This is a genomic window from Caballeronia sp. SL1002 (genome assembly GCF_057814995.1).
The window spans coordinates 393,474-414,669 of sequence record NZ_JBYMUW010000003.1; the positions used below are offsets into that span (position 1 = coordinate 393,474).

General features: G+C 61.8%; 20 protein-coding genes and 1 pseudogene. 14 read left to right on the forward strand and 7 right to left on the reverse strand.

Features of this window, described 5'->3' with window-relative positions; translation table 11 throughout:
* Positions 1 to 41: 41 nt before the first annotated feature.
* Entirely contained in the window at positions 42 to 167 is a 126-nt protein-coding gene (locus AC3D25_RS19205) for a hypothetical protein (protein WP_488890041.1), read from the forward strand.
* 153 nt (positions 168 to 320) lie between these two features.
* Here the strand turns inward: AC3D25_RS19205 and AC3D25_RS19210 are convergent, their stop codons facing one another.
* On the reverse strand, positions 321 to 1,277 hold the full coding sequence (locus AC3D25_RS19210) for a sulfonate ABC transporter substrate-binding protein (protein ID WP_488890042.1): 957 nt from the start codon (positions 1,275 to 1,277) through the stop codon (positions 321 to 323).
* A gap of 427 nt (positions 1,278 to 1,704) precedes the next feature.
* On the opposite strand from AC3D25_RS19210, the pseudogene AC3D25_RS19215 reads away from it, so the two are divergent.
* A pseudogene (locus tag AC3D25_RS19215) lies at positions 1,705 to 2,930 on the forward strand (acyl-CoA dehydrogenase family protein).
* Positions 2,931 to 2,971: 41 nt separating this feature from the next.
* On the opposite strand, the gene AC3D25_RS19220 reads toward AC3D25_RS19215, so the two are convergent.
* The gene (locus tag AC3D25_RS19220) at positions 2,972 to 3,232 is read right to left on the reverse strand and encodes a hypothetical protein (protein ID WP_488890043.1); all 261 of its coding nucleotides are present in this window, start codon (positions 3,230 to 3,232) and stop codon (positions 2,972 to 2,974) included.
* Positions 3,233 to 3,477: 245 nt separating this feature from the next.
* On the opposite strand from AC3D25_RS19220, the gene AC3D25_RS19225 reads away from it, so the two are divergent.
* From AC3D25_RS19225 to AC3D25_RS19265, 9 genes are all read left to right on the forward strand, one after another.
* Positions 3,478 to 4,254, forward strand: a complete 777-nt coding sequence (locus AC3D25_RS19225) for a GntR family transcriptional regulator (protein WP_488890044.1) — start codon at positions 3,478 to 3,480, stop codon at positions 4,252 to 4,254.
* A 171-nt stretch (positions 4,255 to 4,425) separates the two neighbouring features.
* Entirely contained in the window at positions 4,426 to 6,162 is a 1,737-nt protein-coding gene (locus tag AC3D25_RS19230) for a fumarate reductase/succinate dehydrogenase flavoprotein subunit (protein ID WP_488890045.1), read from the forward strand.
* Between the two features lie 12 nt (positions 6,163 to 6,174).
* Complete coding sequence (locus AC3D25_RS19235) at positions 6,175 to 6,420, forward strand: 4Fe-4S dicluster domain-containing protein (RefSeq protein WP_488890046.1); 246 nt, start codon at positions 6,175 to 6,177, stop codon at positions 6,418 to 6,420.
* A 14-nt stretch (positions 6,421 to 6,434) separates the two neighbouring features.
* Positions 6,435 to 7,847 carry an ABC transporter substrate-binding protein gene (locus AC3D25_RS19240; protein ID WP_488890047.1) on the forward strand — a complete coding sequence of 471 codons (1,413 nt, stop codon included), beginning with the start codon at positions 6,435 to 6,437 and terminating at the stop codon, positions 7,845 to 7,847.
* A 7-nt stretch (positions 7,848 to 7,854) separates the two neighbouring features.
* Positions 7,855 to 8,667 carry an ABC transporter permease gene (locus AC3D25_RS19245; RefSeq protein ID WP_488890048.1) on the forward strand — a complete coding sequence of 271 codons (813 nt, stop codon included), beginning with the start codon at positions 7,855 to 7,857 and terminating at the stop codon, positions 8,665 to 8,667.
* Positions 8,664 to 9,533, forward strand: coding sequence for an ABC transporter ATP-binding protein (locus tag AC3D25_RS19250; protein ID WP_488890049.1), 870 nt, complete (start codon positions 8,664 to 8,666; stop codon positions 9,531 to 9,533). Before AC3D25_RS19245 ends, AC3D25_RS19250 begins: the two co-directional genes overlap by 4 nt.
* Positions 9,530 to 10,537: a HEAT repeat domain-containing protein gene (locus AC3D25_RS19255; RefSeq protein ID WP_488890050.1), complete on the forward strand. Its 1,008-nt coding sequence runs from the start codon at positions 9,530 to 9,532 to the stop codon at positions 10,535 to 10,537. Before AC3D25_RS19250 ends, AC3D25_RS19255 begins: the two co-directional genes overlap by 4 nt.
* A 604-nt stretch (positions 10,538 to 11,141) precedes the next feature.
* The gene (locus AC3D25_RS19260) at positions 11,142 to 11,900 is read left to right on the forward strand and encodes a DUF4118 domain-containing protein (RefSeq protein WP_488890051.1); all 759 of its coding nucleotides are present in this window, start codon (positions 11,142 to 11,144) and stop codon (positions 11,898 to 11,900) included.
* On the forward strand, positions 11,897 to 12,772 hold the full coding sequence (locus AC3D25_RS19265) for an alpha/beta hydrolase (RefSeq protein ID WP_488890052.1): 876 nt from the start codon (positions 11,897 to 11,899) through the stop codon (positions 12,770 to 12,772). The genes AC3D25_RS19260 and AC3D25_RS19265 overlap by 4 nt, the downstream gene beginning before the upstream one ends.
* 302 nt (positions 12,773 to 13,074) lie before the next feature.
* Here AC3D25_RS19265 and AC3D25_RS19270 read toward each other — a convergent pair whose 3' ends face one another.
* Positions 13,075 to 13,419: a hypothetical protein gene (locus tag AC3D25_RS19270; protein WP_488890053.1), complete on the reverse strand. Its 345-nt coding sequence runs from the start codon at positions 13,417 to 13,419 to the stop codon at positions 13,075 to 13,077.
* A gap of 22 nt (positions 13,420 to 13,441) precedes the next feature.
* Here AC3D25_RS19270 and AC3D25_RS19275 point away from each other — a divergent pair, with 22 nt between their 5' ends.
* Positions 13,442 to 13,945, forward strand: a complete 504-nt coding sequence (locus tag AC3D25_RS19275; protein ID WP_488890054.1) for a hypothetical protein — start codon at positions 13,442 to 13,444, stop codon at positions 13,943 to 13,945.
* 192 nt (positions 13,946 to 14,137) lie between these two features.
* Here AC3D25_RS19275 and AC3D25_RS19280 read toward each other — a convergent pair whose 3' ends face one another.
* The 3 genes from AC3D25_RS19280 to AC3D25_RS19290 form a co-directional block, all read right to left on the reverse strand.
* Positions 14,138 to 14,458, reverse strand: coding sequence for a DUF4148 domain-containing protein (locus tag AC3D25_RS19280; RefSeq protein ID WP_488890055.1), 321 nt, complete (start codon positions 14,456 to 14,458; stop codon positions 14,138 to 14,140).
* A gap of 36 nt (positions 14,459 to 14,494) precedes the next feature.
* On the reverse strand, positions 14,495 to 14,758 hold the full coding sequence (locus AC3D25_RS19285) for a DUF4148 domain-containing protein (protein ID WP_488890056.1): 264 nt from the start codon (positions 14,756 to 14,758) through the stop codon (positions 14,495 to 14,497).
* Between the two features lie 280 nt (positions 14,759 to 15,038).
* Complete coding sequence (locus AC3D25_RS19290; protein WP_488890057.1) at positions 15,039 to 15,980, reverse strand: GlxA family transcriptional regulator; 942 nt, start codon at positions 15,978 to 15,980, stop codon at positions 15,039 to 15,041.
* Between the two features lie 138 nt (positions 15,981 to 16,118).
* Here AC3D25_RS19290 and AC3D25_RS19295 point away from each other — a divergent pair, with 138 nt between their 5' ends.
* Positions 16,119 to 16,760 (forward strand): HD domain-containing protein, encoded by a 642-nt coding sequence (locus AC3D25_RS19295; RefSeq protein ID WP_488890471.1) that lies wholly within the window; start codon positions 16,119 to 16,121, stop codon positions 16,758 to 16,760.
* 235 nt (positions 16,761 to 16,995) lie between these two features.
* Here the strand turns inward: AC3D25_RS19295 and AC3D25_RS19300 are convergent, their stop codons facing one another.
* On the reverse strand, positions 16,996 to 18,414 hold the full coding sequence (locus AC3D25_RS19300; RefSeq protein ID WP_488890058.1) for a DEAD/DEAH box helicase: 1,419 nt from the start codon (positions 18,412 to 18,414) through the stop codon (positions 16,996 to 16,998).
* Between the two features lie 330 nt (positions 18,415 to 18,744).
* On the opposite strand from AC3D25_RS19300, the gene AC3D25_RS19305 reads away from it, so the two are divergent.
* On the forward strand, positions 18,745 to 21,171 hold the full coding sequence (locus tag AC3D25_RS19305) for a two-partner secretion domain-containing protein (protein WP_488890059.1): 2,427 nt from the start codon (positions 18,745 to 18,747) through the stop codon (positions 21,169 to 21,171).
* Positions 21,172 to 21,196: the final 25 nt, after the last annotated feature.

Sequence of the window (21,196 nt, forward strand, 5' to 3'; positions counted from 1 at the left end):
CGCCGCAATCGCGCATCGCACTTTCACTACCGGAGGCAATCGTGAGCAACAATCCGCAGCAACCGAATAGCCAGCCAGTCAATCCTAAGCAAGGCAGCAACCAGCAAGGTCAGCAGCAACAGAATCAACAGCCGCCGCAGCATCAGGGCGGACAGCGCCAACCCTGATCGTCCGCAACCGATGGCACCGAGCGACGCTCGCCCGGTGCCATCGCGTCCATCGTTTCCCTTGAATTGACGTCCCCGCATCGGCGCTGCAATACCCGTGCGCAGGCGGCGTCAATATGCTGGAAATACGCGCTACCAGTCGCCCTCCCTCTGTTAACCCAGCACCGCTTCCTTGGTCGCGATCTTGCGTGGAATCAGCTTCAGTTCGAAGAAGGTATCCGCGATGCGTTGCTGCTCGGCGAGCACGCCGGCATCGATCGGCTTGTAGACATGTTCGTAATGCTGCAGCCCGGCCTGAATGGTGGCGGCGTCGAGACTTTGGATCGGCGAAAGTTGCGCGGCGGCCGCGCCGACGTTCTGCCGCACCCATTGCCCTTGCTTGCCGAGTTCTTCCATCGTGATGCCGATGACATCCGCGCGCTTTTTTGCGAATTCACGCTGGCTGAGAAAGAACTGATGGTGGCTCGCGACGCCTTGCGCGTCCGCCAGCAAACGCGCATTGCCCTGCGATTGCGCCGCCGACAGGAACGGGTCCCAGATCGCCCACGCATCGATCGCCTGACGTTCGAGCGCGGCGCGCGCATCGGCGGGGGCGAGGAAAGTCGGCTGAATGTCGCCGTAGTCGAGACCATGCTTGCGCAACAGTGCCACGATAAACCAGTGTACGTCCGAGCCCTTGTTGAACGCGACCTTCTTGCCCTTCAGGTCCGCTACCGTTTTGATCGGCGAATCCTTCGCGACCACTACGCCTTCGGCGCGCGGCGTCGGCACTTCATACGCGGTGTAGACGAAGTCCGCTCCGGCTGCCTGCGCGAACACCGGCGGCGCTTCACCAACATAACCGAAGTCGATCGCGCCGACATTCAGACCTTCAAGCAACTGCGGTCCGGCGGGAAACTCGGTCCATGTGACCTTCAGACCGAGCGGCGCGAGCCGTTTATCGAGCGTTCCGTTTGCCTTGAGCAGCACAAGGGTGCTGGCCGCTTTCTGATAGCCGATGCGAAACTGCCCATCCTCGTATTTCGCCCACGACGGCAGCGCGAAGCCGGCCAGCGCGGCAGGAATAGCGGCGAGCAAAGTCCGACGGCGTCTCGACGTCGTGTGATTCATGGTGATATCCGAGGTAAGTGTTTTGAAGAGTGCGCGTGTGCGGGCGTTTGCCCGACGGCCCGGGCGAACCATGCTATCCCATCGCGCGAGTTTGGCTAAATGACGTCTTGCGCTAAGCAAAGCAGCGGAATTGCGAACGACTGCATGTTCGATCCTGCAGCGTTGCAGATTCGAAAATGTTTCTGTTCCCGTTAAAAGCAAACGCTCCGTAAATACGGGACCACCAATATCCATTCGACCGGACTATTCATAACGATGTGAGCAATAAGCTTTTGAGCGCATGCCGCCGGACCGTGAAAATAGAGAACTCGCGTTCCCGGAGAGATGGGATACGCGCACCCGCCAGAGACTGCTTTTAAATTTTTCACCGAAAGATAGGACTACCTTGACTCAAGCAATCATTGCGCCGACAGCCGATGCGCGAAGCATCGACCATCCACTTGCGGCATGGGGCGCGCCGCCTACCGAACGATATGAGGAACTGGCCGCCAGGTTTCGTCCGATATTCGAGCGTATTCGTGCCAGCGCCGTTGAACGCGATCTTGAGCATCGTCTGCCGCATGAGGAAATCGCGTGGCTTCGGGAAGCCGGTTTTACGCGTCTGCGTCTGCACGCGACCACGGCGGAGCGGGCGCGACCTTGACGGAGTTGTTCGGATTGTTGATCGAACTAGGCGCCGCCGATACCAACGTGGTGAACGCGATACGCGCGCATCTGGGTTTCGTCGAGGACGTTCTGACCGCGCATGAGAAGGAATGGCAGACGTATTGGCTCGGCTTGCTCGCGGACGGCGCGTTGATTGGAGCGGGACTTTCGGAGGCCGGCCCGGCCAAGGTCGGCACCTTCGCCACGGAACTCACCCGCACGCCGCAAGGCTTAAGGCTCAACGGCAGGAAGTTCTATACCACCGGCTCGCTGTTCGCGGACTGGATAGCGGTTGCCGCCCAGGACGGCGACGAGACCGTCTTCCTCCAAGTGCCGCGTCACGCGCCGGGCGTGGACGTCGTAGACGACTGGGACGGTTTCGGTCAGGCGCTCACCGCAAGCGGCACGGCGGTGTTCGAAAACGCAGCGGTCGAACCCGAATGGGTTCGGCCCACGGCCGCGCGCTTTCCCTATGCGGTGCCCTTCTATCAGCTTGTTCATCTGGCGTCGCTGGCGGGCATCGGCCGCGCGCTCGCCGACGATGTCGCGCGCCGCGTTCAGCAGCGCGATCGCGTCTATAGCCACGGCAACGCTGCGCGCGTCGCCGATGATCCGCAGATTCTGCAGGTGGTCGGACGCGTGCATGGCGCGGCATACGCGGCGCGCGCAATTGCGCTACAAGCGGCAAAAGCCCTTCAACAAAGCTACGAAACGCATCTCGATACCCGGACGAGCGACGCGCAACGCGACCAAGCTAACGCGCTCGCGCATGTCGAAGTGGATCAGTCGGTCTCGGTCATCACGCGGCTGGTGCTGGATGCGAGCACCGATCTGTTCGATGCACTCGGTGCATCGGCGACGCTGCGCACGGCCGGACTCGACCGCTACTGGCGAAACGCGCGCACCATCTCGTCACACAACCCGCGTGTGTATCGGGAACGGCAAGTGGGCGCATACGTGGTGAACGGCTCGGTGCCGCCGGCGTCGTATCGGGTGGGCAAAGGCTGAGCTTACCCACGACCTGTTCTATAAATCCTGCAGCAGGCGCCTCAATCCGACGACCCATCGACCGGCGCTTGAAACACTTCCACGGGATAGCCCATGCTGAAGTAACCCGCCTGGGCGTATAGCGCGATGTGTTTCAGCGTCTCAGACCGAGTCGCCCTGGTCTTGCTGGAATCGGCGCTGGCTCTCGCCTCGCATGAGCAGGCGCCCATCGCACGCTTCGCGGCGAGCAGAAAACGGCGTTCGCGTGCGCGCGCAATGTGGTCGAAGAAACCGTGCCAATGTTGGGTCAGGGTAGAGAGCATGACGCATTCCCTTTAGCGGATGGATCGATGTATGGAGACAATCTAGGCCGCTCCTGACCTCGACACAAACAAGCTTTTCTGCGATCCATTCGCTTTCCGCTGCTACGCGTTGTAGCGTGTCCCGCGCCCGGCATAGCAAATCCACGCTCGCAGGGAAACCGGTCACGCCGATACCCACGGCTATAATCGTTGCGTTTTTGCATTCAGCGCGCGGTCGCGCTGCCCTACCTCGCCTGTTCATTTTCATGACGACACGTCGCCCGACCGTCTCCGCCGATTCGCACATTCCGCTTTACACGCAGATCAAGGACACTCTTCGCGCAGGAATTCTCGATGGCCGCTATCCGCCGCATAGCCGCATGCCGTCGGAAAGCGAATTCCAGACGATGTTCGACGTAAGCCGCATCACCATCCGTCAGGCGCTCAACGATCTTCAGAAGGAAGGGTTGATCTTCAAGGTGCATGGCAAGGGCTCGTTCGTCTCTCAACCCAAAGCCTTTCAGAATGTCACTTCCTTACAGGGCTTCGCGGAGGCGATGTCACGCAGCGGACATGAAATCATCAACCGCGTCGCGCAGTTCCGCTTCATCCCCGCGCCCACCGATGTCTCTACGCGCCTTGCGTTGCCGGCGCGGGCGCCTGTCGCCGAAATTCAGCGCGTGCGCCTTCTCAACCGTTCGCCTGTTTCGTATGAAGTGACCTATTTGCCCGAGTCGCTCGGACGCCAGATCGAGCGTGCAGATCTGGTCACACGAGAGATCTTTTTGATTCTCGAAAACGACTGCGCCCTGCCGCTCGGCAGCGCCGATCTCGCCATCGACGCAGTCGCCGCCCCGCCTCGCATCGCGCGCGCATTGGGCATCGAGAGCGGTGCGCCGCTGCTGCGTATCGAGCGCCTTACGCACGACGCGGACGGCCAGCCGATCGACTTCGAATATCTGTACTTTCGCGGCGATACATTCCAGTACCGCTTGCGGATCGACCGCGCACACGCCCCGGGCAACGCTCGCCGCCGCGCCTGAATCCGCTTCGCACGCACTTGTGCGCCCATATTCGCCAGGCGCACAAGCAAAGCACAAACGATTGATTCACGTCGCGTCCGCCCGCTTCTACAATCTGGTCCTAACTTGTTATAACAAGCTGCGTCGACGGAACAAGTTGATTGTCCCGAGCGACGTTGCGACCCCACGTCCATGCAAACACACGAACTCGAATACGACATCGTCGTGGTCGGCGGCGGCACCGCCGGCCCGATGGCGGCGATCAAGGCGAAGCAGCGCGACGCGAGCCTGCGGGTGCTGCTGATCGACAAGGCGCACGTCAAACGCAGCGGCGCCATCTCCATGGGCATGGACGGTCTGAACAACGCGATCATTCCCGGCCACGCGACGCCTGAGCAATACGTGAAGGAGATCACCGTGGCGAACGACGGCATCGTCAATCAGGCCACCGTCTACGCGTATGCGAAACACAGCTTCAAGACGATCGAGGAGCTTGACCGCTGGGGTGTGAAGTTCGAAAAGGATCCCACCGGCGACTACGCGGTCCGCAAAGTGCATCACATGGGCGCGTATGTCCTGCCGATGCCCGAAGGTCACGATGTGAAAAAAGTGCTGTATCGCCAATTGAAGCGCACGCGCGTCGAGATCACCAACCGCGTCGTCGCGACGCGGCTCCTGACGGGCGCGAATGGTGAGATCGCCGGGGTGATGGGCTTCGATTGCCGCACGGCCGATTTCTACGTGATCCGCGCTAAAGCAGTCATTCTCTGCTGCGGCGCGGCCGGCCGTCTGGGCCTGCCTGCATCGGGTTACCTGATGGGCACCTACGAAAACCCGACCAACGCCGGCGATGGCTACGCGATGGCGTATCACGCCGGGGCGGAACTCGCGAACCTCGAATGCTTTCAGATCAATCCGCTCATCAAGGACTACAACGGTCCGGCTTGCGCGTACGTGACCGGCCCTCTCGGCGGCTATACGGCCAACGGTAAGGGCGAGCGCTTTATCGAATGCGATTACTGGAGCGGCCAGATGATGTGGGAGTTCTATCAGGAACTCCAGAGCGGCAACGGTCCCGTGTTCCTCAAGCTCGATCACCTGGCGGAAGAAACCATTCAGACGATCGAAACCATTCTGCATACGAACGAGCGGCCGAGTCGCGGACGCTTTCACGCACGGCGCGGCAACGACTACCGCACGCGCATGATCGAGATGCACATCTCCGAAATCGGCCTATGCAGCGGACATAGCGCATCCGGCGTCTGGGTGGACGAACGCGCGCGCACGTCGGTGTCGGGACTGTACGCGGCAGGCGACATGGCCGCCGTGCCGCACAACTATATGCTCGGCGCGTTCACCTACGGCTGGTTCGCGGGTGAGGATGCCGCGTCCCATGTCGCGGGCCGCGACATGCCCGCGCTCGATGCCGCTCAAGTCGAAAGTGAACGCCAACGGATCTTCGCACCCTTCGCGCGCGAACGCGGCCTGCCGCCCGCTCAGGTCGAATACAAGCTGCGCCGCTTCGTCAATGATTATCTGCAGCCGCCTAAAGTCACGCGCCGCATGGAAATTGGCCTGCAACGCTTTGAGGAGATTCGCGAGGACATCGGTCAACTCCGCGCCGCCGATCCGCACGAACTCATGCGCGCCGCCGAAGTCGCGGCCATTCTCGACTGCGCGGAAATGGCCGCACGTGCGTCGCTGTATCGCACGGAGAGCCGCTGGGGTCTGTATCACCATCGCGTTGATTTTCCCGAGCGCAACGACGAGGAATGGTTCTGCCATACGCATCTGAAAAAGGATGCATCGGGCCGCATGACTTCGTCGAAGAAAGCTGTCGAGCCCTACGTGGTTCCCGTCGATGAAACCGAGCGCGGCGCGTATTCCCGGCTGCGCCTTGCCCGCACCGCTCAGCCGGTCGCCGTATAGGAGACGTACAACATGGCCCTCGTTCCCCGCGAAGCGCATCTGCGCACGAGTCTTCCCGTCATGATCGACGAGGACAAATGCATCGCCGATAAAGGCTGCACGGTCTGCATCGACGTATGCCCGATGGATCTGCTCGCCATCGATCCGGAAACCGGCAAGGCCTTCATGAAGTTCGATGAATGCTGGTATTGCATGCCGTGCGAACGCGACTGCCCGACCAATGCCGTACACGTCGATATTCCCTATCTTCTTCGCTGACGAGGACTCGCCTCATGAAACGCAAGTTGCTCATCGGGCTCGTGGCCGTGCTCACCACCGCCACCTCCATCGCGCATGCCGAAACCATCCGCGTGGCGATCGGCACGCAGGACACGACGATCAATACCGCAGCGGGCGGCGCGCTGATCCGCGAACTGCATCTGCTCGACAAGTATCTGCCGCACGACGGCAAGTACAAGAGCGTTCAATACGACATCGAGTGGAAGAACTTCACGAGCGGCGCGCCGATCACCAATGAGATGGTCGCGGGCAAACTCGACTTCGGCTCGATGGCCGATTTTCCCGGCGTACTCAATGGCGTCGCCAATCAGAAGGCACACAAGGGCAGCGTTTTCATCAACGTGCTCTCGGGCAGCGTGCGAGGCAGCGGCAACGGGATCGTTGTGCCGAACGACTCGCCAGCGCAGTCCATCGCCGATCTGAAAGGCAAGACCATTTCCGTGCCGTTCGCCTCGACGGCGCATGGCATGCTGTTGCGCGCCGTTGCCGCGCAAGGCTGGGATCCGGAGCGGGATGTCAACATCGTCACGCAGGCGCCCGAGGTCGCCGGCCCCGCTTTGCAGACGCAAAAAATCGACGCGCACGCGGACTTCGTGCCCTTCGCGGAACTGTTCCCGTATCGCGGTTTCGCGCGCAAGATCTACGACGGATCGCAAGCAGACACGCCGACGTTCCATGGCACGCTGGTCGAGAAGGACTACGCGCAGAAGTATCCGGAAGTGGTCATCGCCTATTTGCGCGCGGTGATCGAAGCCAACCGGCTGCTCGCCGCGGAACCGGAAAAGTACAGCGAGCTGATCGCGAAGGTCACGGGTATCGAGCCTGAAGTGGACTATCTGTTCCATGGCCCACTCGGTCTGCAGACGCGCGATCTCACCTGGAAGCCCGAGTACCGCCGAGCGGTGGCAACATCGTTCGACACGCTCAAGCTGCTCAAAAAAGTCGAAGGCGATCTGAACGCCAATGCATTCATCGACGATAGCTATCTTCGCGCCGCCTTCAAGGCCGAACACCTCGATTACGACGCGGCCTTGCGCAACTACGCGCAGACGCCGCTCGTCGCGAAGGATGCGCTCACGGGCAAGCCGATCGAAAAAGATGCGCACGTTGCACAGATCTGGGTGCGCGGCGAGCCGACCGTGCGCAGCTATGCGACGCCCGAAGAGGCCGTGCAACAGATCGGCGCGATCGAGCGAGAAGGCAAGCAGGTACGCGCTTTCTATGCGCAGGATCGCGAGAGCGGCATCAAGCTGCTCGGCAATCAGGCGTGGTTCGCGAAAAGCGGCGACGGACAATTGAACGCCTTCCTTTTGAAGGACCGCGCGCAAGCGTGGGCGAATCAACACGGCGGACGGGTGCTCGACTTTGCCGCCGCGCGCCAGCCCACGGCGCTTGCCAATCGTTGAGGCCGTAATGGCGACGCTCGCTAACTCCATTCCCCGGCTACGCGTGCGCGGCTCGCGCGCAGTAGTCCAATGGGCCTCGCTCGCGGTCTGCCTGCTGCTATGGCAACTCGCGACCACGCAACGCTGGAATCTCAGCTTCATCACATTTGAAAACGTACCGACGCCCGCCGATACGCTCGCGGCCATCGTCGATCTGACGCACTCGCCGAAATTGTTCGCGGACCTGTCGAGCAGCGTGCGGCGTATCGCGGCGGGCTATGTCGTCGCGGCGGTGAGCGGCATCTTGCTCGGCGTCGTCATCGGACGATCGACCCTCGCGCGGCTCTCGCTGCTTACGCCGCTCGAAGTGCTTCGTCCGATTCCCGCCGTTGCGTGGATCCCGCTCGCCATTCTGATGTTCCCCTCCTCCGAGATGTCGATGATCTTCATCACGTTCACCGGCGCGTTCTTTCCGATCCTGCTCGGCACGATTCACGGCGTCGAAGGCGTCGAGCCGCGCTTGGTATCGTCGGCGAAGAGCCTGGGCGCGAGCCGGCTCGTCGTGCTTCGCGAAGTGATCGTGCCGGGTGCCGCGCCTTCCATCGTCACCGGGCTTGCCATCGGCATGGGCACGTCGTGGTTCTGTCTCGTCACCGCGGAGATGATCTCGGGGCAGTTCGGCATCGGCTACTACACCTGGCAGTCGTACACGGTGCAGCGCTATCCCGAAGTGGTGGTCGGCATGTTGCTGATCGGCCTGCTCGGCATGGGGAGCAGCGCGCTCGTGCGTCTTGCCGGACGGCGCCTGACGCCGTGGCTCATCACCGGGAGCCGCCGATGAACCCGCACGACCATACGACCAGCACGGGCCGTGTGCGCCTCGACAAACTCTCGGTGACGCTAGGCGATGACGCGCGCGCTTTCATCGCCGTGCGCGACGTGAACGCGGTTATCGAAGCGGGCGAGTTCGTCTGCATTCTCGGTCCGTCGGGCTGCGGCAAGTCCACGCTGCTCGCGGCGCTGGCGGGACACGTTGCGCCGAGCGCAGGCCGCGCGACACTCGACGGCAAACCGATCGAAGGACCGCATCCCGATCGAGGCATGGTGTTCCAGCAGCACACACTGCTCCCGTGGCGCAAGACGCTCGACAACGTCGCGTTCGGTTTGAAGATGCGCGGCGTCGGCCGCCGTGAGCGGTACGCCGAAGCACGCGCGCTGCTCGAACGCGTCGGTCTCGGCGCATTCGCGGACCGTTATCCGGCGCAATTGTCGGGTGGCATGCAGCAGCGGGCCGAGATAGCACGCGCCATGCTCAATGCACCGCGAATTCTCCTGATGGACGAACCGTTCGGCGCGCTCGACGCCCAGACTCGCGCGATGATGCAGGCGCTGTTGCTCGACGTGTGGAGCGAGCACAAGCCGACCGTGATCTTCGTCACGCATGACATCGACGAGGCGTTGTTTCTCGCCGACCGCATCCTCGTGATGAGCGCAAGTCCCGGCACGATACTCGAAGAACTGCGCGTGCCCTTCGCGCGGCCACGGCTTCGCGGCGAGACACACGATCTCGTCACGGAACCCGAATTCGTCGCACTCAAGCGCCGGTGTCTCATGCTACTGCGGCATCAGGCCATCGCCACGCCCGCCGTTTTCGAGGATGACCCGGCGCGCGTCCGTTTCACGAACTCCGTCCAGACCGCTCCATGACGCACGCCACTTCGTCGCGCCCTTCTCCGCTGTTCGATGCATTCACCGACGCCGACGACGCCGCACTCGCCGCGCGCTTCACGCATAGCGATGCCGCTGTGCGCCGGCTCGCGGTGATCGAAGCGGCCGAACTGGAAGAGGAAGCGTGGTTGCCCGCGCTGACTCACGTTCTGCGTCACGACGCCGACGCCGACGTGCGCCGCACGGCGGCACAACGGCTCGGCGCGTGGGAGCTGGATGAAGTCGTCGACGCGCTCTGTCATGCGGTGCGAGACGACACGCTCGATATCGCCACGCGCGAAGCCGCCGCCGAAAGCCTGACCGCGCTAAAGGCGCAGTCGGCGGGCGCACGCGTGCTCGGCCAACTTCCCAACGCAGACACATTCGCGCGCGCCGCGTTGCTGCGGGCTCTTCGTGAATTACGTCTGCCGCAATCCGCACCGGCGGCGCGCGAGGCGTTATCGGATACGTCGGCGGACGTCAGGCGCGAAGCGGTGGGCGTGCTCGGCTGGCTGCGCGACGAGGCGGCGCTTCCACCCCTCGCGGCGCTCGCTCGCAATGATGAAGCAGCCGAAGTCCGTCACGCCGCCGTGGGCGCGTTGGGTTTCGCCACCGACGATACCGTGCTCGACACACTGCGCCACGCGTTATCCGACGACGAATGGCGCGTGCGCGAGGAAGCCGCCGCGACGCTCGGCAAGCTGCGTCTGACGGCTGCGCGCGCCGCGCTCGAAGCCGCGCTCGCCGACGATTACTGGCAAGTGACCCTGCAGGCGGCGCGCGCGCTCGGACGTATCCGCGACGTCGCCAGCAGCCATGCGGTTGCGACCTTGCTCACATATCCGATCAGCAACGTGCGCAAGGAAGCGGCGCTTGCACTCGGCGAACTGGCGGATGCCAGCGCGCTCGCCGTGCTCGAAGCAGCACTCGGCGACGGCGATCCGGAAGTGCGCAAGGCCGCGCGTATTGCAATCGCGCAGATTGGCGCGCGGCACGAGTCGTAGGATGGAGGACCGGCGGAACACTGCAGTCCGCCGCTTGAGCTTCCAAAAGGATGACCGGACCCATTGGGTCCGTCTTATCGACCGTTTCCACGCATTGCGCGATATCCCGGGCATACATCGCGGATGCCGGTGACTATGACGCCTGGCGCGCCAACTTGGTCCGCACGGGACGCATGCCGCTCGGCTCTATCAAGACGGGCACATGACCAGTCGTTGGTCCTTTTGCAGCGACGTCGGAGGCGCTGACTGCCAGCGGCGATCCCGCACGCCATCTTCACAAAACACGCCACACCTACTCACGCTCGCGGATGTCCGTCTGGATACACTGCGCGTCATTACGTAGGTTGTCGTTCGCTTCGCGAGCCTCGTCGGTCTATTGAATAAAAGCCTTCAAATTCGCCGTGACGACCTGCGAACGAAAAGGACGACTTGCATAAGGAAACGTTAAGCATCGCGCTGCTTTAATCCGCAACGGGCGCGGCGTCTTTGCAACGACGGCGGCCCGATCAAATGACGGCCGAAAGCGCACAGAAAGCGATGACGGAACCAGTTCGCATTTTAGCGACGGCGACTTGCCGACCGTTGCAAACAGTTAGTAAAGGCTATGAAAGTAAAAAACGCTGGCCGCTGGGCGCCCCGAGGCGGCCAGGCGTGGCTTTACACCGCGCTTGCAGTCGGCGTCGCAGGGGCATTACGGATGATCCTGCACCCGTATCTCGGCCCGATCATGCCAGGCACCGCGTTTCTGATCGCGGCGGCGCTGGTCGAATATTTCTTCGGCATGACGCGCGCCCTCGTCGCAATGACGCTGGGGCTCGGCATTGCCGATTATCTCTTCGTACCGCCGTACGAGCAGATCGCCACGCTCGACCAATCCGACCTCGCGCTGATCATCTCGTATCCACTGATTACGCTCGTGGTTATCGTCTTGATCGAGCGGCTACGACGCGCTCAATTTCGTGCCGAGTTCATCGCGAGCGTCGCGCAGTCGCGCTATGAAATGCTGCTGCGACTCGACAATGAACGCGCGCTCGCCAAGCGTGCCGCCGACGAAACGCATCGGCTGCTGCGGCACCTGCCGCACTATCACGACGACATCATTCTGATCAAGGCGTTCGACCGATCATCCGGCGCGGCTGCGCAGCCCGGCGCGGCGAAAGACGTTTCCGGCGTCGCGCATGGCGCGTGCTTCGATAGTGTGCATCCGGCCGACGCGGTGCGGCTCTCGTCGACGTCGAATCCAGGCACTCATCGCGTGCGGTTCAGCAGAGGCGGCGTGTACAAATCGATTGTCTGTATCGCCGAGCGCTTCACCACTCATGCGGGCGACTTCCTCGTGTTTCGCGTCGAAGGCTCGTCATGAATGCAGTCAAGAGCATCGTGTATGAAGGCGGCCAGCATGCGGTGCTCTTGCTGCACGGCCTGTCGAGTTCACCGCTCGAAATGCGCTTTCTTGCACGCGCGCTGTATCGAGAGGGCTTCACGGCCGTCGCACCGGCGCTCGACGGCTACAGTGCCGGTACGAGCGAGAAGCGGATGGAAGCGTGGCTCGCGGCCGCCGTCCGTGAATTCGACGCATTGCAGGCGAAGTACGAAACGGTGTCGGTTTGCGGACTGTCGATCGGCGCGACGCTCTCGATTGCGCTCGCGGCCGAACGTCCAGCGACCCGCGCGCTGATCCTGCTTTCGGTGACCCTCGAATACGACGGATGGGCGATCCCCTGGTATCGCTTCCTGCTTAACTGGGCGTGGTACACGCCGTTGCGGCACCGTTGGCGATATCGCGAAGGCGAGCCGTACGGGCTGAAGAACGTCGCGTTGCGGGCGAAGATCGCCCGCGCGATGCAGAAAGACGCTATCAGCGAAGTCGGTCCGTCGACGATTTCCCTGTCCGCGCTGCACGAAGCGAGCCGACTGTCGGGCGATGTGCGGCGGCAACTTCCAGCGATCACGACGGACACGCTGATCATGCATGCAATCGACGACGAAACGGCAAGCCCGCTCAATGCCCGCTTCGTCGATGCGCACATCGGCGCGAGCTTTGTGCGGACCATCTTCCTCGACGACTCGTATCACATGATTACGTCGGACAACGAGCGCGAGATCGTCGCGCGGGAGATCGTGATGTTCCTGCGCGAAAGCGACGCTGCCCGCCATGCAAACGACCGAAAGGCGCCCGTCGTCTCGAAGGCGCTCGCGCGGAGGCTGCGGCAGATCGCGGCGGTCAGCATCTGAGCAGCCGCGCTATGCGTCATGCGGCGCCTCGTTACCTTCACTGCTTCGGCAAGTTGCTGCGTTACGCCGCCCGAAGTCCGGTCACCGCGCAAGCGACCGAGTTGAATAGGTTGCCGCGCTGAGCACGGCGAGTCGTGGCCGTCGTGGCCGTTGCCGGCCGGACGATTCGACGGACCGCGCATCGGGCGTCACCGTTAACGGAAGGCTACGATACCCTGTCGCGGAGCTTCATGACGGGGCTTTATTCCCTCGTGGAAAGGTTTGGTAAGAGGACGAGATTTAGGTCCGGTTCAGCTCTGGACTTACTTGTCGTAATAACGGATGTGCCTCAAGCGGGCGCCGCCCCGCGAAGCGATTTCGTTAATCTTACGGAGACCATTCATGTCGATTTCGACATTGACCGGGTCCGCCAGCAACGCCCAGATCTGGCAGCAAAGCCTCTCGAAGCGTCGTGCGGCCCAGAGCAGCACCGACTCGTCGTCGGACACCGGCTCAACCTCGGATATCAATCCGCTCGCCGCCGCCATTGCGTCTGCATTCTCTGCGCTCGGCATCTCGACGCCGAGCACCTCGTCGACGGATGCGGATACGGCTTCATCGTCAACGAGTTCGACCGACAGCACCTCGACCAGCTCGGATACCACCATCTCGGCCGCGCTTCAGCAATTCATGGGCGACTTGTTTCAGTCGCTCGGTCAATCGAACGGCGCACCGCCTCCGCCACCTTCCACCGACAGCAGCACCGACTCGACACCGGTGAGCAGCGTCGATGGAAGCCCAAGCGCTTCGTCCGGCACGAGTGCTACGTCGACCAGCGGCTCGCTGCCGCCGCCCCCGCCCCCGCCGCCGTCTCAAGCACAGGGCTATGGCAACGACCTCGCATCGGCGATCGAAAATCTCGCGCAATCGCTCTCGTCGGGCAGCGGCACGAGCACGGCATCGTCCAGCACATCGAGCAGCGCGTCGGACAGCAGCGCTTCCGCAAGTTCGACGTCGAGCAGCGGCGCGTTGTCGAGCGACTTTCAGAGCCTGCTCTCGGCGTTGGGGGGATCCAGCGACAGTTCCTCGGCATCGTCGAGCGCAACGCTGCAAAAGTTCTTGACGACGCTCGCCAGCAACCTGCAAAGCGGCGTCTCGCGTTCGAGCGGTCTGTTCGTCAGCACATCAGCCTGACTTTCTGGTGCGGCGCGCCTCGACCCTCGATTCGATGCTCGGCGCGCGCCACTCCGAAAGCGGAGAGTACGAGAGCCACGTGTCTCATACCTTTCGCTTCGCGCTCCTCCACTTCGATCCGTCCATCTTTCGGACCTCTGTGCCGCGCTTAGCAAAGCAATGCCTCGCGCAGACAACGCCGCCTCAACCCCATCACTGTGACGCCGATGTTCCGTCCATGGTCGATCCATAAGCCGTCGCCTGGTGTTGTTGTTCTCGCGATTTTTGTTCTGCCGCTTGAATGTCCTGCGGATAATTCGGGTCTTCGCCGCCCGGACGATAACCCGCTTCCTCGAGCCGCACCAGATCCGCCTTAACCTGCTCACGCGTTACGGGACCGTTGTTCTCGGCAAATGCGAAAGACGGCGCCGCCAATGCCGACGAAAGAACCAATGCGAAAATAATAGCTTTGTTCACGATAACCTCACACTCTGTTAGCGATCCTGTATATCCAGCATGCTGAACGTCATTCACGACGACTTCCCTTGCTTTCCGATCGATACGATCCGTTCAGTTGGATTCCTGCGGATTGGCTGGCGTTGTGCTCGTGACGCTATTCGATCGCTCTTGAGCGAGCAGCGCTTGCCGCTGTTTCAACTGATTCTCGAATATCGGATTGACGTCGGGGTACGAGGTATCGGTGACGAAATCACGCCCGTCCTTCTGAGCCTGAATTAGCTCCTGATAGACCTCGGCGCGTGTCTTGGCTTGAGCAAACGTGCTCGCTGAGGCGATGGTCGCAACGCTTGCAACTACGATGGCAATGACTTTCATTTTCTTCTCCACGAAGGTTGATGTTTCTGCGGTTTGCAATGGAGAGAACCTGCGCAAGCCCACGAAAATTCCCGAAAATCGCGATTATTTTTTAAAGAGTCGATCAAGTCTCCTCAGAGACTTCTACCTTTTGCGGGCGCGAATGGCGCGGTGGGACAGGCGCTAGCGGCCGCCAGCGCAACGATAGCCGACTAAGGACGAACCGTAAGCAGGCACCTACTTACGAGTGGCGCGCCACTTTTAGGGCTCAGGACATCGAACGGGACGAAGCACGGAACCATCAGCTTCTTTGAGACATTTTTCGGTACTCGACAGGCGTCACGCCTACATGTTTGACGAAGCTTCGCCGCAACACATCGACGTTGGCAAACCCGCATTTCGCGGCGACCTGCTTCGGCGCATCGCCGGTCGTCTCGATCAGGCTTCTGGCCGCAGCGACGCGAGCACTCTCGACCCAAACCGCTGGCGTCACGCCCACTTCCGACTGAAATAACCGAGCGAAATGCCGCGAACTCAAGCCGGCGTGCGCCGCCAGATTCGCGACGCTATGATCCAGTTCCGGATGCGTCGCAACCCTACGCTGGACCTCCTGCAATACCGAACGGCCCGTCGGCTCGGCGCGGCCCTTGCGGCTGAACTGCAACTGCCCGCCCGGTCGCTTGAAGTACATCACGAGCTGACTTGCAACACGCATGGCGAGATCGCGGCCCAAGTCCTCTTGGACCAGCGCGAGCGCGAGGTCCAGTCCTGCCGTTACGCCAGCGGCCGTGCGCAGCTTCTTATCGCGGATATACAGCGCGTCCGGTTCCACCGTGATACCCGGATAACGACGAGACAACTCGTCCACGGAAGCCCAGTGACTCGTGATGCGTCGATTCGCGAGCAGCCCGGCCTCAGCCAGAATGAACGCACCGGTACATACCGAGCCGTAGCGTCTGCAAGCCTTGGTCGTTGCAGTCAACCACGCGCGGAGTTTGTTGGAGAGGGTCATGGTAGACGCATGCGGCGCGCCGGCAACCAGCAGCGTATCGAGCTTACCCACATGGTCCCCGAAGATCTCGTCAGGCAACAGACGTACGCCCGATGAACTTCTCAGTTGACCGCGTTCCGTCCCGACAATCTTCAGCGCGTATTCGTTACGCCCCGCCTCGATATTCGCCTGCGCAAAGACGTCCAGCGGCCCGCACACGTCGAGCAACTGCACGCCGGGCATCGCGAGCATTGCAATTATCTTAGCCATGATGGCTTTTTTCTCCAGGTCTCGATATGACGTGAAATGGCTGAAATCGGCGTTTTACGTCTATCAATGCCAATGCTAGCACGTCCCATAATGACTGCCATACCCACCCTGGAGTACGTCATGAACACGAGCGTTAATGGCATAGCGGTTCCGGATAGCAAGCTGGCCCGCGAAATCACGGAATTTATCCGCGATACCGAAACCGAGCTTCTTTTCAATCATTCGAGTCGCGTGTACTGCTTCGGCGCGCTCGCTGGCGCCCATCGCGGTTTGAAGTTCGACACCGAATTGCTCTATGCCGGCGCGATGTTCCATGACATCGGCTTGATGCCGTCGCACAGCAGCCATAACGAGCGATTCGAGGTCGATGGCGCGAACGCCGCACGCGACTTCCTGAAGCAACGTGGCATCAGCGCGTCTGACATAGATCTGGTCTGGGCGTCGATTGCCCTGCACACGACACCGGGCATCCCGCAACATATGCATCCGGTCGTTGCGCTCGTGACTGCGGGCGTGGAAATGGATGTGCTGGGTCTGACTTACCCGCAATATAGCGATGCGGAGAGACACGCCATCGTCCACGCTCACCCCCGCACGGAGCATTTCAAGGAGGACATCATTCAGGCGTTTTATGACGGCATCAAGCATAAGCCATGTTCGACGTTCGGCAACGTCAAGGCCGATGTGATCGCGGATAAGGAGCCGCAGTTCGTAGCTGGAAACTTCTGCTCAGTGATCCGCAATTCCGCGTGGCGCGGCTGAACGACCGCAGATTACGCAGCACGTCATCGCGCTGAAGGGCTGCAACTTGCTCGCGCACGGCCCGTTCGCGGGGTCGATGCGGCCGACACGCTTAGCGGGATTTACGGCATTCCGATGGACACCGTCCGCGCATGCGGACGGCGGAGTGCGGATTGGCTGCGCGCGTTGAACGGTCTAACCCAAATCGCATCGAGACTAGTGGCATTCGCCGGAAACCTCCTCGATCAGACCGCCGTTACGTACGATTTCGCCGTCCGTTCGCCTCAACCGTCTTCCCGCCAGCTTTCGCGCGTGGCTTTTGCACATTGAACGGGTTATCGACGGGCGAGCTCGCGCCTTTATCCGCACCGGCGGCGCGCTGAGCCGCTGGCTTGCGTTTGCTTGCAGCACTCTGCGCGCGCGGTTTCTTGCTTGGCACCTGTGGAGCGATGTTTCCCGCCTGCTGCACTTTTTTCGGTTTCTTAGGCTTCTTGGGTTTCTTGATGATCTCGCCTGTCGCGCTGGTTTGCGGCACGCGATGTTCGGCCTCGAAGCCCGGCTCTTCTTCCCGCGGCAGCGTCTGTCGGATCAGCGCTTCGATGGCCGCTAACTGGGGCGCTTCATCGGCACATACGAGCGACACCGCCGTGCCGCTGGCACCCGCGCGGCCGGTGCGTCCGATACGATGCACATAGTCTTGCGCTACGATCGGCAGATCGACGTTGATCACGAGCGGCAGATCGTCGATATCCAGCCCGCGCGCCGCCACATCTGTCGCGACCAGCATATGGACTTCGCCCGTCTTGAAACGCTCCAGCGCACGAAGACGCGCGGGTTGCGGCTTGTCCCCGTGGATCGTGTCGACTGCGTAGCCCGCTTCGTCCAGCATCGCCGCCAGGTAGTCCACGCCGTTGCGGGTTTTAACGAACACCAGCGCGTGCTGCCAGTCGTTCGCAGCGACAAGATGCATGAACAAGTCGGGCTTGTTCTTTTTATCCACCGGGATCACCCACTGCTTGATCTTGCTGGCCGTGGCATTGCGCGGGCTGACGCTGATATCGACCGGCTCGCGCAAAATGCCCGCCGCCATCGCGCGAATGTCATCCGTGAAGGTCGCGGAGAACAGCAGCGTCTGGCGCCGGACGGGCAAGGCAGCGAAGACCGCGTCGAGTTCGCGCGCGAAGCCGAGGTCCAGCATGCGGTCGGCTTCATCCAGTACGAGCGATTGCACCTGATCGAACTGCACCGCGTTCTGGCGATGGAGATCCAGCAAACGGCCCGGCGTGGCAACGAGCACATCCACGCCTTTGCGCAGCTTCATCATCTGCGGATTGATGCTCACGCCGCCGTAGGCCGCCAGAAATCGCAAATCGAGACCTTTGCCGTAATCGATAAAACTTTGCAGCACTTGTTCGGCCAACTCACGCGTGGGCACGAGCACGAGAACACGCGTGCGATTACTGGACACTTCCGGACCGTGTTGCACCAGCCGTTGCAACAGCGGCAGCGCAAAACCGGCCGTCTTGCCGGTGCCGGTCTGTGCTGCGGCCATGACGTCCTTGCCGCTGAGCACGGCAGGAATCGCCTTGGCCTGCACCGGCGTAGGTGTCTGGTAATTGAGGTCCTGCACATTACGCAGCAATGGATCGATCAGGCCAAGCGAGGCAAAGGACATCGGCTTTATTCCAGGCTAAAGCCGCAATTCTAGCGGTTACCGTCTAAATACGCCGCGCAGATCGATGGTTTAGTGGATCGATGTCGATCGCAGCGCAAAGGTGCGCGCTCGAATAACTATGCAACAGCTTAGGTGTTTCAATCCGAACGAGGCTCGCTGATACGAAGCGCGAAGCGGTTTTAAGCGGTTACCTTCGCACCCGGAACACCTCCTCTGAGCAGAGTTATCGAGTCTATCTTTTTCGCATTCCTCTGCTAAAGTTAAACGGCTCTACGCGACGTATTCAATTCGATCGCGCGGGTACGCTTTGCATGGCGGAGGAGACAAAACATGGCGAACGCTTCGGGTTCGATGGCATCGGCTGTTCGTTCGCGCCGTGGGCGCTTATTCCGCGCGAGTCATCCTGCACATCGTCTCGCGGACACTCGGCGATCGCGGCGCAATACGTTCGCGGTATCGCTCTTCCTGCTCTCCGCGGCGCACGCGCTTGCGGCGGGACCGCTGCCCGCAGGCGGACGGATCGTGGCCGGCACCGGCAGCATCACGACGCAGGGCAACACGCTCACCATCCATCAGGTATCGGATCGCGCGGTCATCGACTGGCGCAGCTTTTCCATCGGCAACGGCAATACGGTCACCGTCGACGGCAATAGCTTCAACGTGACGCTCGCGCGCGTGACCGGCACCGAGCGCTCCGTCATCGACGGCACGTTGACCGCTCCCGGCCAGTTCTATCTCATCAATCCCCAGGGCGTGCTGATCAGCAAGACGGGCGTGGTGACCACAGGCGGAAATTTCGTCGCATCGACACTCGATACCGATAACGACGCATTCATGAACCGGCAGCCATCGCTGTTTTTTGGCGGCGGCAATGGCAGTGTCGTCAACCTCGGCAAGATCAATTCGACATACGGCAATGTGTATCTGATCTCGCGCAAGCTCGCGGAGAACGACGGTGTCATCAGCGCGCCACAGGGCACGGTGGACCTTGCCGTGGGCGATCAGGTGCAGATGAAGGACTGGCTGCTTTTCTACGACGCCAACGCCACGCCGCAGACGTTCGTCACGGCCGCAGGATCACACGGCGATGCGGTCAACAAGGGCGGCATCGACGCGATTCGCATTGCGTTGCAATCCGCCGACGGCAACGTCTACGCGCTCGCCGGCAACTCGGGGGCGATCCGGGCGACCGGCACGGACTTGCTCGACGGCCGCGTGTGGCTCATCGCCGATCGCGGCACGACGCATGTCCATGCAACGATCGAGGCGCAGAACTTCGTGGGCGCTGGTTCGACGGTCGAGACACAAGGCGCTGCCGTGCATCTCGATAATGCTGACGTGCGCGCCACGCACTGGAACATCTCGGCGGACAAACTGGACATCGGTCCGATCACGGCGTCGATCCTCTCGCACAATCTGAACAACGGCACGTCCGTCAATGCCATCGCCACGCGCGACGATCTACACGTCACGGGCAATCTGCGCTGGAGCGGCGACGGCACGCTGACTGTCAGCGCGACGCGTTCGGTGTTCGTCGACCCGAAAGCGTCCGTGCAAAGCACCGGCGCGGGCTCACTCGTCTTGCGCGCGGACGCCGGCAGCTACAACAACGCCGGCGGCGTCTTCAATCGCGGCACGCTGGACTGGTCGAAGAGCACGGGCAGCATCGCGGCATTAGTCGACGCTAACGGCAGCTTCACGCGCGGCACGGTGCTTTTGAATCCTGCGTGGAGCGCGCAATTCAGCGGACTCAAGACGCAGCTCACGTCCTATCAGCTCGTGAATACGCTTCTGGATCTGCGCAACATTTCGAACGGCATGGCGGGCAATTACGCGCTTGGCAGCGACCTTGGCAGCACAGGCGCGACAACGGTGATCGCCCCGATCGGCAGCGCGACGCACACACCGTTCTCAGGCCAGTTCGACGGCCAGAACCATGTCCTCACCTCGTTCCAGTTCAATGGCAACAGCCTCGATCAAAATGCGAGCGATGCCTATACCGGACTGTTCGCGGAGATCGCCGCGAACGGCGTCGTGCGCAATTTACGCCTCGACGATGCCGAGGCGGTCACGCTCTCCACGCCGGTCGGACTGATCGCGGGGCGCAACGCCGGCACCATCAGCAACGTCGTTGTTTCGACGGGAAGCGTGAAAGCGCAGGACCCGCTCTTCGCGAAAGGTGCGGGTGGACTGGTGGGGATCAACGACGGCGTGATCGAGCGCTCGGGAAGCGGCGCGAATGTCTCCGCCGCCGGACCGATGGGCGGCCTGGCCGGCATCAGCAGCGGCACGATCGTGCAGTCCTACGTCTTGAATGCTCATCTGATAGCGGCAGGCGGCGCGCGCGGCGGCGGACTCGCGGGCACGAATAGCGGTGCAATCACGCAATCGTATGAAATCGCCGATGTGGAAACGCCGTTCACCGGCGGGCTGGTCTCGCTCAATCAAGGCACGATCAGGCAATCGTACGCGTTCAGTAGCGACGACACGGGCGCGCGCAATCTCGGACGCATCGCGAGCACGAACACCGGCACGATTGCAGACGACGTCTACTGGTACGCGCCGCAATCCGCGCCGCTGTCCCCAGGCGTGTTCTCGGGCACGCAAATTCCCGCCTCGAACGCGCGCGAGCCCATGCAACTGAGCGACCCCACGACCTATGCGTCGAGCTGGAACTTCGGGCCCGACGGCACGTGGGTGATTCCCGCCACGGGACGCAGATCGCCGATTTTGCGTTGGCAACTCGGCGGGCAATGAGGGCATGAGGGAAATGGGAGCTGAC